Source organism: Prosthecobacter gellanilyticus, from assembly GCF_007992435.1.
Lineage (GTDB): Bacteria > Verrucomicrobiota > Verrucomicrobiia > Verrucomicrobiales > Verrucomicrobiaceae > Prosthecobacter > Prosthecobacter gellanilyticus.
Genome location: NZ_BKAG01000089.1, coordinates 1 through 10,651, shown reverse-complemented (window position 1 = coordinate 10,651; position 10,651 = coordinate 1). Strand labels below are relative to the sequence as shown.

The following is a 10,651-nucleotide window of genomic DNA, read 5'->3' as shown; positions in this document are numbered from 1 at the left end:
GATCCACCACAACCGGCGCCCTCTTCCTACCAGCATCCTTCAAGCCGAAGACCTCCCGGCTCGAATAGTCGCTTCACTCTGATCTTAGGCGGCAACGCACCCCGCTCCAAACTTACGATCCCTGCAGCGTCTCCACCCGCATCCAGCTCGGCTCGCCACGGACACAGTCCAGCGCACGGATCGCATCCAGCGCCCCCTTCACATCACCCAGCTTCGCATCATGCAGCATGAGCACGAGGGAAGTCTGCCCGCTCGTGTCTTCCAGGTCTTCCGGCTGGATCATGGAGGAGATGCCGATGCTCCGGCGGCCCAGCTCCGTGGCCACACGCGCCAGCACACCTGGCTCATCCGCCACCGTCAGGCGCAGATAATAATGGGACACCGTGTCATCCACCGGCTTGCTCTTGCCATACAGACCATGCGGCACGAAGCCGCTGTGACGGGCTCCATACACCAGTGTCGCCGCAGCTTCGCAGAGATCACTGATCACGCTGCTGCTCGTCGGGTCCTGACCCGCGCCGCGACCATAAAAGAGGGATTCGCCCACGATGTCACCATTCACCAGCACCGCATTGAAACTGCCGCTCACACTCGCCAGCACATGGCTCAGCGGCACCAGCGTCGGCTGCGTGCGCACCTCCACCAGACCTTTCTCATCCGCGCGGATCACGGACAGCAGCTTGATGGTATAACCAAGTCTTTTGGCAAACTTGAAGTCGGCGATGTCGATCTTGTCCACGCCTTCCACATGCACGCACTCCTGCGGGATCCAGAAGCCGTAGCTCAGGGAAGCCAGGATGATCGCCTTGTGCGCCGCATCCCAGCCACTCACATCCAGCGTTGGATCCGCCTCGGCATAGCCCTTTTCCTGCGCTTCACGCAGCGCATCCGCATAGCTCAGGCCAGCCTGGCTCATGCGTGTGAGGATGTAGTTGCAGGTGCCGTTGATGATCCCGTGGATGGAAAGAATGCGGTTCCCCACCAGGCCTTCCTGCAGCACCTGGATGATCGGAATGCCACCTGCCACCGCGGCTTCAAAATAGATCGGCACGCCGCACTTTTCCGCGAGGGCAAAGAGCTCCTGCCCGCGCTCCGCCAGCAGCGCCTTGTTGCCAGTGACCACTGTCTTCTTGGCTCTCAGCGCCGCGCACACGAGATCATACGCCGTGGTGGTGCCACCGATCAATTCCACGATCACCTCGATCTCCGCATCATCGATCAAATCCTGCCAGCGTGAGCTCACCATGTCTGGCGGCACTTCCACATCACGGGCACGCGAGATGTCCCGCACGATCACCCGCTTCACCCGGATGTCCGCCCCCGTGCGCTGCACGATGAGGTCACGGTTTGCATCCAGGTTCTTGTAAACTCCAGCACCGACATTTCCCAGACCGGCGAGTCCGATGTGAATGGTGCGGGAGGTGATGGTGGCAGGCATGAGCAGGAGGAAGGAAAGGATTGAAAAGGGGGCGCTAGTCATGCAGCACAGCGCCGGAAGATCAAAGGGCAATCTCACCCGTGTTCGGCTTCGCCGGCGCAGGCCTGGGGAATCATCGGTCGGCAGCCCAGGGTCACTGGCTGCCCTTCTCCTGGTTCTCCCCGCACCTCAGGCACAGCAGCTTCCGCGTGCCAGCGGGCACGATGATGTCCCCGCCTGCCATCAGCGCCTGCCATTCCAGCATCAGCGTGCGGCCGCGGCCATCGTAGAGCGCCACCCCGCGTGAGCTCCAGCGCAGGTTCTGCCATGCCCCCAGCGTCTCATCCCGGGCCAGGTCCATCAGCTCCGCCACCTCTCCGGACCAGGGCCGGGACCAGAGCGTGGTGCCGCTGACCGCATCCACCACCTGCAGCTTTTCCACCGTGGCGCACACCGCCGTGGTGCCGTCCATGGCCGAAGCAGGCATGGGGTGCTTCGTCGGCGAATTATCATGCACCTGCGTCAAGGCCAGCTGCGGACTGCGGCCATCCGGCAGCACCTTGTACAGCCCGCTCTCGGAGGTCACCACCAGCCCCCGTCCGGCCGCACCTACCACGGAGCTCGTCCCCAGGTAGTTCGATCCCCGCGCCTTGTTCGTCGCCATGGGAAAACCCAGCACCGAGTAGCGTGCCGAGGTCACATTCTGCCCCAGCAGCCACACACCGTCTCCCTGCAGCCAGCGCACGCCTTCCCCGCCCCACTGCAGCCACGGACTCACCGCGATGGTGGTGCCGCCATACATGCCCGGAAAGCCGAAGCTCGGCAGCGCCAGCGCATGACCTAACTGAAAGGATGTCAAACCTTGCCCGCCATGATGCATCATCCTCCCTGAGGCCCCGGAAATGAACAGGCTGCTTTGCATGCTCGCCAAACTCCGCTTCGGTGCGGAATCATCCAGCTGCAGAGGAAAGCTCAGCGCGTCCTCGCTCATGCTGGCCTTCCAGACCAGCGCGCCATCCCGCACACGCACCACCGCAGTGCCATTCCCCCACACCATCACCTGCTCGCCATCCGCGCAGATGCCGCTTGTGAGCCACACGGGATTCTGCGGATTCAGCGGCTCCTTTTGATTGAGCGCCGGAATCTCACGCGTCCACAGCAGCTTCCCGGTCACCATCGAGTAAGCATCCAGCCGGCCCAGCGCCGCACGCCACCACAGCACGCCAAAACCTACACGGGCCAGCACGCCCTGCGCCCCTTCTCCTAGAGAGACGGCCGGCACCTGCCAAACCAATGATCCGTCAGCGAGACTCAGGCAGCTCAGCCCTGACTCATCCACCACACACAGGTGCTGCGTGCCTGCGCACCACTCTTTCGGATAGCTCACCTGCTCGCCACTGGCCAGTCCGCGCACATACTGGGCTGGCCCCGTTGATGGAGCCTCCACCGCCCCCATCCGCTTGTGCCATAGCAGCTTCCCGCTCCCACGATCCACCCCATACAGCCTGCCCTGCGAATCCTGCACCACCATCCGCAGCCCGTCTGGCGTCATGCACCAGCGCTGGAAATCCGCGCCATTCATGGGCTCGAAGGCCCACACCAGATCACCTGGCTTCGAGTAATCTGCCTCCTTCACCGGCGGGCTCGCTGGCGCACGGCGCACCTTCTTCTTCGGCAGTTCCAGCATGCGCCTCGCTTCGCTGAGGGACAAGGAAAGACCGTCCGGCAGCATCATCCACTCCTCCTTGCCGCTCAAAGCCGCGCGCGCATCGGCCAGCCCCACTTCATCCATCATGCGCAGCGCCAGCATGCCCCGCGCCCAGGCAGTCCAGAGTCTTCGCTGCGGCACCTGCTCCGTTTGATCCAGATCTTGCAGGCACAGCAGCGCCTCGCTTGTGTCACGCTCCGGATCGGCCAGCGTGGCGCCCACCGTCCGCCAGGCACTCGCCGCCAGATGCCGGCGCAGATGATCCTGCGCCACCTCGCCCAGCTTCCACGCCACCGCACGCGCACGCATCTCGCGCAAAGCCAGCCTCAGCGTGCTCTCATCACCCGACTCCGCCAAAAGAGATGTCCAGCTCACCCAGTGCGCCTTCTCATCCGGCTGCAGCCGCACCAGACGCTGCGCCATCGCCGCGGCCACGGGTGCACGATCAAGCTGCCACGCCATCGTCACACCGCGTGTGAGCAGCGACGTGTCCTCACAGCGCTCCACCTCCAGATCCAGCAGCGTGCTCTTCACCAGGTCCATTCGCTGCGCATCAAAGTACATCAGCGCCAGCCTCAATCTGAGATCTCCCTTCCCTGCCTCGCCGCTCTCCGCCAGCGCCGTCTGGATCTCTGTCTCCTGCGCCTTCCGCTGATCCTCACGCCCGTCCAGCACACGGATCAACCGCTGCCGCAGATCACGCTTGGCCTCCAGCGGCAGCACCGCATCTGCCAAAGCCGCGCGCAGCAGTGTCTCCGCCTCCTTTTGCAGGTTTGACTGCATTGTTTGTTCGGCCAGAAGCCCCAGCCTTTGCAGGCCCGGCGCATCCCAGGTCTTTCCATCCTTGGGCCAGAGCCGCTGCCGCTCCTCCTCCACAAACTCCGCGGTTGCCTCCAGCTCCGTCGCCTGCTCCCAGGCCACGGCCAGCCACGCGGCGTAGCGTGCCTCGGTATCACAGAGCTCACGACAATCCTCCAGATGCTTTTCCGAGGCCTGCCTCTGTCCTGCCAGCGCCTCCACACGCGCCAGCAGCAGCCGCGCATCAAACTCACCCGGCTTGCCCTTCAGCCACATCTCCAGATGCCGCCGCGCCTGCGCCCACATCTTCCGCGCGATCAAAAACTGCGCCACTTCCAAGCGCACCTCCGGCGTCACCTCGGCCTCCATCTCCAGTTCAAAGAGCTTTTCCACCTCCGCCTCGCGCTTCTCCAGCACATACACCTCCGCCAGCTCCTTCCGCACCTCCCAGCGCTGCGGCTCCGCCTTCAGCGCCACCTCCAGCACCTGCGCTGATTCGCCGAACAAATTTTGCAATCTCAACCACCGCGCCGTTTGCAGCCACGTGGTGATCTTCTGCGCCGCATCACTCTTCGCCAGCAGCTCGTCCAGTGCCTCCAGACCTTCCTTCGTCCGGCCCAGTTGCAGCATCAGCCGCGCACGCCTCAGCTTCAGATCCTCACGCTCTGGCTGTGCCTGCACACGTGCCGCCAGAAAGCTCAGTAAATCATCCTCACGCCGCAGTGACTGCAATCCCTCCGAGATGCGCTCCTCGATCAATCGCGAGGGTGGCAGTGCCTCCAGCGATTTCTTCCACACTCCCAGCGCCTCATCACACTTTCCCGCCATCATCAGCAGATCTCCATGCGACAGTGCCGCAGGCTCGCTTGCTGGAGCCGCCTCCCAGGCTTTCGCAGAAGCCTCCAAAGCCGCCGTGCGCTGCGCCTCATCCGCCGTCTGCCAGTGCAGCGCCACCGCCTCCTTCCTCCGCCAGTGATCCGATGCCAGCATGTCCAGCAGCGCGCGTGCCCGCACCGCTGCCTCCTCGCGCTTCCCGATCGCCAGCGCCACCCGCGCCTGCACAAACAACGCATCCACCGCGTCTTCACCGGAGAGCTGTGACACATCCGCCCCCGCGATCACCTCCGCCGCGCTGTTTTTTAGCCCAGCCTCCAGGCATCGACGAGCCCACTGCACCCTTTGTGGCAGCGTGAAAACCTTTTCCACCACCAGCGCCTTCATGCGCGCCGCCACCAGATCATCCCGTCCTGCCTGCGCCGCCGCCTTCACCAGATCACCCAGCCACTGCGCGCGTCGCGCCGGCACCTTCGACTCCAGTTTCACCGCCTCATCCAGCGTGTCCAGCGCCCGCGGCGCAAACGTCTCCATCTGCAGTTCCGCCTGCACATGCTTCAGCAGCGCGCTCGCCGGCTGCTTCACCAGCGCCTGCTCCACAAAAGCTGCCGCCTGCGGATCCTTCAGCGCCACATACAGCCGCGCCAGCACCACGGAAGCTCCTTCATCCTGCGGATACTGCGCCACATGCTGCGCATACAGGCTCACCAGCTCCGTCACCCGCCCCTCCCGCTGGTACAGCTCCACCAGCGACCTCAGCGGTGCCTCCGCCCCCGGATCAAAATGCAGCGCCGTCCGCCACGCCAGCGACGACTTCTCAAACCCACCGCCAGCGCCGGTTCCCGCCGTCTGGCCCATCAAGCCTGAAGCCATGCACCCGCAGACACCAACCATCACCACCGCCATCCGGCGCCAGCAGCCCAGGTTCATCAGTGGAAGAGTAAAAAGCGAAAACATGCCAGCCGACAGATTCAACACAGGTTCACAGACTCCTGGAACCCCAAAGTAACGCGAATTTCCCCAACCTCACCGCCAAAAACTACCTGGATCAGGTCGGATTAGCTCGGATCCCCCCAAAGTGGCCACCTTTCCCCGAAAGTGGAGTCCTCCTCCCCAAGTCCGATCAGGTCGGATCCAGTCGGATTGAGCCAGATCGCCCTCTTCCAAACCACCGTAAACAACAGTCAACCACTGTAAACAACCGTAAACGGCTCCCGTCCCTTTCCGCGTCTTCCGTAGGCCACTTCTCCCATTCTCCAAAACTCCAATACTCCTGTAAAAAATCTCCACTCATAGCCCCGCAATCTCCACCCTCCACCGCCTGCCGAAAAGTGACCCAAGCGGCCCCTTTGGACACGGTGCCCCTTCCCAAATCATAAATCGTAAATCATAAATCTCCCCCACCACTCCACAAAAAAGCGGCCCGGGGAACCCCAGGCCGCTTTTCAAATCCAAACGCCTAACCAAAAATCACATCGCCGCGAACCGTGAGCGGCGCATGCGGAACACCAGCACCATGCCAGCCGCCATCAGCAGCAGCGCGCCGGAAGGCTCGGGCACGCAGGCCAGCACCGTCATGTTGTCGATATAAAGCGATTCGGTGTCCGAGTTCGCGCCGGCGGCCACGATCTGGAACGCGAGGTTGTCACCATCGGTCAGCTCCATCCAGGAGAAGTCATAGCCCACCAGCGTGTCACCATCGAAGTTGAAATCATTGCCATCAGGATTCGAGATGTCCCAGTGGATCTGGTTGCCCGCACCCGGGATGAGATCGATGCGCTCCGACTGCCAGACATGGCCGCCGTTCACCAGCACATTCACAAAGAAGTTCGTCGGACCGTGCAGACCGGCCGCATCGCCACCGCTATAGACGTCAAACGTGAAGCCGGAGAGCTTCAGCATGGAGTCACCGGTGTAGAGAAGGTCAAAGCTCACCGTGCCCTGCTCGCCATCTGCGGGGAATCCGGCGAAGGCACCCCACTGGCTGCCACCCTGATTCACCGTCATCGCGCTGCTCGGACCATAGATGTCCGTGGCGATCACGTCCGGATAGACCGAGCTCGGAGCGATGCTGGGCACGTACTGGCCCGTCATCTGGTTCTCAAAGTCCCAGATGGCCAGGGCAGCCTTGAGGGGAGAATTACATGCCTCCCAGTCGGCAGGCTGATTCGTCGCCAGAGCGACTGTCGCAGAACTCAGAACGGCCAGAGCCGAGAGAGTGGTGAAGAGGACTCGAAGGTTTTTCATAAAGACTAGCAACCGCAGGTTATTAATTTTGAAAACATTCACAATAAATAAACTCAATTGTGCACACTCTGCTAAAATTTCCGCAATTGCGCAACCTGATAAATATCAATTATGAATTTATTTTCATAATTGATTGTTAAAATAAAGAATCTTGAACTGTCAGGATCATATAGCGATTCAAACAGTCAGGATCGTATGGTAATTATGATTGATGGCGATATGACACAAAAATGCCCCCTTGGCCGACCTTTTGCGCACCTCTCCGCGCTCCAGCCGTTTCCCCAGTATGCTCGTTTTTGAGAGTCTCGACACGATACAGCCATTGCAGCCTCTCGAGCACGTGCCACATCTGCCATACAGCTCACGTCCATGTCGTCTCCCGCTGAAAGCATCGCCCATATCCGTCAATCCATGCCCACCGAGGGTATGTTTCGGGACAAAGAATGGGTTCTTTCGCCCGAAGCCTTCCCCCTGAGTGCCGAGACCCAAAAGCTCATCCAGGACCTCGGCCCCGCCCTCCGCGCCTTCCAGGGTGCCTGCAACGACCTCTACTTTGCCAGTGTCGACTCCACCCAGCCCGACATCGCCTGGGTCGCCCCTCTCTTAGATCAGGGCAAACCCGCCCGCGTCATCCAGCTCGGTCGCAACCAGCGCTGGCGTGCCGACCTCCCCAGCGTTTTGCGCCCCGACCTCGTCCTCACGGAAGACGGCGTCGCCATCTCCGAGCTCGATTCCCTCCCCGGCGGTATCGGCCTCACCGGCTGGCTGAATGAAACCTACTCCGCCCTCGGCCAGCCCGTCATCGGCGGAGCGGACGGCATGGTCGCTGGCTTCGCCGCCGCCTTCCCCCAGGAGGACATCCTCATCTCCCGCGAGTCCGGTGACTACCAGCCCGAGATGGAATGGCTCGTCGAAAAGCTCAACGAGCGCTCCGGCGGCTACCCACGCCGCGTCATGAACCCCTGGAACCTCACCCCCAGCGAGCTTCACGGCAGCAGCATCTACCGCTTCTTCGAGCTCTTTGACCTCGATCAAGTCGACCTCTCCTTTGAAATGCTTCGCATGGCCGAGCAGGGCGAGATCATCTTCACCCCGCCGCTGAAAGCCTTCCTCGAGGAAAAACTCTGGCTCGTCCTCTTCCACAACCCCGCCCTGCAGTCCTGGTGGGAAAAAGCATTGAGCGCCGACCACATCGCCCTCCTCCGCCGCTGCATCCCCCAGGGCTGGGTCGTCAATCCCGCCCCGCTTCCTCCTCATGCCGTCCTCCCCGGCCTGAACATCCACACCTGGGACGAAGTGAAACGCTTCGGCAGCAAGCAGCGCGAGCTCGTCCTCAAAATCAGCGGCTTCTCCGAGATCGGCTGGGGTTCCCGCAGCGTCTCCATCGGCCACGACCTCTCCCAGGAAGAATGGACCGCCGCCCTCGATGAAGCCCTAACCAGCTTTCCGACCAATCCTTTCGTCCTCCAGCGCTTCCACCGCGCCAAGGTCGTCCACCACCCCGCCTGGGATGACACCAAGGGCGCCACCGCCCCCATGAAGTCCCGCGTCCGCCTCTGCCCCTACTACTTCGTCCCTGTCGGCACCGAGGAAACCCACCTCGGCGGCGTCCTCGCCACCGTCTGCCCCGCCGACAAAAAGATCCTCCACGGCATGCGTGATGCCATCATGCTCCCCTGCATCTAAGGTGGTGCAAGCTTCCAGCTTGCCCTCAGTTTCGCGAGCCGGAGGCTCGCAAGAAATTAGCCGGGGGTGAAGGGAGCGAAGCGACTGAGAACCCTCGGACAACAGCAAAGCCCTGTCCTACTCAAAGCCCGCGCCCCGAAGGGGCGCGAGAAGCGTGATGACCACCCACCACCCGGCCTCACCGCGCTTGGGCTTGCATTGATCCACACCACTCGGACCTTCAAAGGCCCCGCCCATGATCCCCTGGCTCCGCTCCCTCTTCACCACCTCAGTGACAATCGAGGGCACCGACACCCACGGCTACATCTACGGCATCAACTATCGCCCGTTGTATGCCCACATCACCCGCATCCCCGGAGTCATCCTCCCACGTCGGCCTCACTACCTCTGGACCGGCTCCGGCACCTACGCCGAGTTCATTCTAAACGGCCACACCATCCAAATCGAAGGCGACCCCTACGAAGACGCCCTCTGGATCAGCCCCAAAGACGGCCAGCCCCATCCCGACGAAATCCGCAATATCTGCGAACACCTCGAACAGCAGGTGTCGTCACAGCACTGTTGAAGAACTCTCGCCCGGAGTCTAAACTCCCCTCATGATCAGCGCCGAAGAACTCGTGGGCGAAGAGTGGGCCGAATGGTATCGGCTGACTCCAGCTCAACGCTGGACAGAGACCTCCCGTCTCTGGCAGACTTACCTTGCACTTGGAGGCTCCCTTGATCCCGAACCCGATACGCAAAGTCCTTTCTTCGATGCGCGAGCACCAGGTCCGCTGCCTGCTCATGGGCGGTCAGGCATGCGTGTTATACGGCGCAGCGGAGTTTAGCCGTGACACAGACCTGGTGATCCTCGCCAGCGAGGACAATGCCGAGCGTTTAACCAACTGCATGAGCGCGCTCGATGCAGAAGTCATCGCCGTCCCGCCTTTTCTTCTTCAATACCTGGAGGCAGGTCACGCAGTGCATTTTCGTTGTCAGCATCCCGATGCCGCAGGGATGAGGGTTGATGTGATGTCCCGGATGAGAGGTGTGCCAGATTTCCAAACACTATGGGAACGCCGGACTACGCTGGAGATGGATGATGGAACGCTCTGCGATGTTCTCTCCCTTCCCGACCTCGTTCGGGCAAAGAAGACCCAACGAGACAAGGACTGGCCCATGATCCGCCGGTTGGTGGAGGCGAACTACTTTGCCAACCACACCTCGCCGACTCCGCAGCAACTGGCTTTCTGGTTCGAAGAGCTAAGAACGCCAGAACTGTTGCTTGCCCTCTCTCAAGCGCATCCCCAGCTCGCTACTGATGCAGAACGCCGACGAGGCCTGATAGTGCATGCCATCTCAGGAGATCTTGCAGCTTTGACCACAGCCATGGAGCATGAAGAGCGGCAAGAGCGACTCCAAGATCAAGCCTACTGGCAGCCCTTAAAGCGGGAATTGGAGAGCCTGCGTCGCGGCAAGCCTATGGTTTGAAAGACTCCTGTCAATACACCCCGGATCGCACCACCCCGTCAGCACCTGGAACAACCGCAGAAATGACATCTTCGGAGTCATGAAGCCAGGGAGGATAAAGACCCGCTGCTACTGGCGCGCCTCGACAATCCTCGAGAGACTCTCGCAGTTCCGCATGCGACTCCCCGTCGCTGTAGTGAAACCAAGAAGCTTTGCCATAGACCCGGCGAACCGTCTCAGTGACCAAATACGCGGCACCTTCTGGAATCCCTTGGAGGCACTTGGCGATGAGATCATCTTCCACTACGCCTCGGAAGGGAAGCTGCACCTGCCGGAAGACAATGACACAGGTCAGGGGAGTGAGCTCTCGTAGTTTCTGTGTGAACTCTTGAAACGACGAAAACAACTCAAACGACCGGTTTCCCCCCGCATGAGAATAACGAATCAAAACCAGAATGTCTGGCCGGACGGAAAACCACTCTTCGGCCGTCTTGAGGAATGCCGGATCACTG

At 61.4% G+C, this 10,651-nt stretch carries 7 protein-coding genes; 3 read left to right on the top strand and 4 right to left on the bottom strand.

Going from position 1 to position 10,651, the window contains the following annotated elements; genetic code table 11:
• Positions 1-112: 112 nt before the first annotated feature.
• From BGE01nite_RS28045 to BGE01nite_RS28035, 3 genes are all read right to left on the bottom strand, one after another.
• Positions 113-1,438: a homoserine dehydrogenase gene (locus BGE01nite_RS28045; RefSeq protein WP_146856140.1), complete on the bottom strand. Its 1,326-nt coding sequence runs from the start codon at positions 1,436-1,438 to the stop codon at positions 113-115.
• A gap of 133 nt (positions 1,439-1,571) precedes the next feature.
• The gene (locus tag BGE01nite_RS28040; protein WP_146856138.1) at positions 1,572-5,714 is read right to left on the bottom strand and encodes an outer membrane protein assembly factor BamB family protein; all 4,143 of its coding nucleotides are present in this window, start codon (positions 5,712-5,714) and stop codon (positions 1,572-1,574) included.
• A 513-nt stretch (positions 5,715-6,227) separates the two neighbouring features.
• Positions 6,228-7,004, bottom strand: coding sequence for a PEP-CTERM sorting domain-containing protein (locus tag BGE01nite_RS28035; protein WP_146856136.1), 777 nt, complete (start codon positions 7,002-7,004; stop codon positions 6,228-6,230).
• 369 nt (positions 7,005-7,373) lie between these two features.
• Between BGE01nite_RS28035 and BGE01nite_RS28030 the strand changes: the two genes are divergently transcribed.
• The 3 genes from BGE01nite_RS28030 (at position 7,374) to BGE01nite_RS28020 (ending at position 10,160) form a co-directional block, all read left to right on the top strand.
• Positions 7,374-8,690 (top strand): hypothetical protein, encoded by a 1,317-nt coding sequence (locus BGE01nite_RS28030; RefSeq protein WP_146856134.1) that lies wholly within the window; start codon positions 7,374-7,376, stop codon positions 8,688-8,690.
• Positions 8,691-8,925: 235 nt separating this feature from the next.
• A complete protein-coding gene (locus tag BGE01nite_RS28025) occupies positions 8,926-9,255 on the top strand; it encodes a hypothetical protein (protein ID WP_146856132.1) in 330 nt (109 codons plus the stop codon).
• A gap of 188 nt (positions 9,256-9,443) precedes the next feature.
• Complete coding sequence (locus tag BGE01nite_RS28020) at positions 9,444-10,160, top strand: hypothetical protein (protein ID WP_146856130.1); 717 nt, start codon at positions 9,444-9,446, stop codon at positions 10,158-10,160.
• Between the two features lie 10 nt (positions 10,161-10,170).
• Here BGE01nite_RS28020 and BGE01nite_RS29490 read toward each other — a convergent pair.
• The coding region (locus BGE01nite_RS29490) for a hypothetical protein (RefSeq protein ID WP_218033122.1) at positions 10,171-10,651 on the bottom strand (481 nt) is incomplete at its 5' end.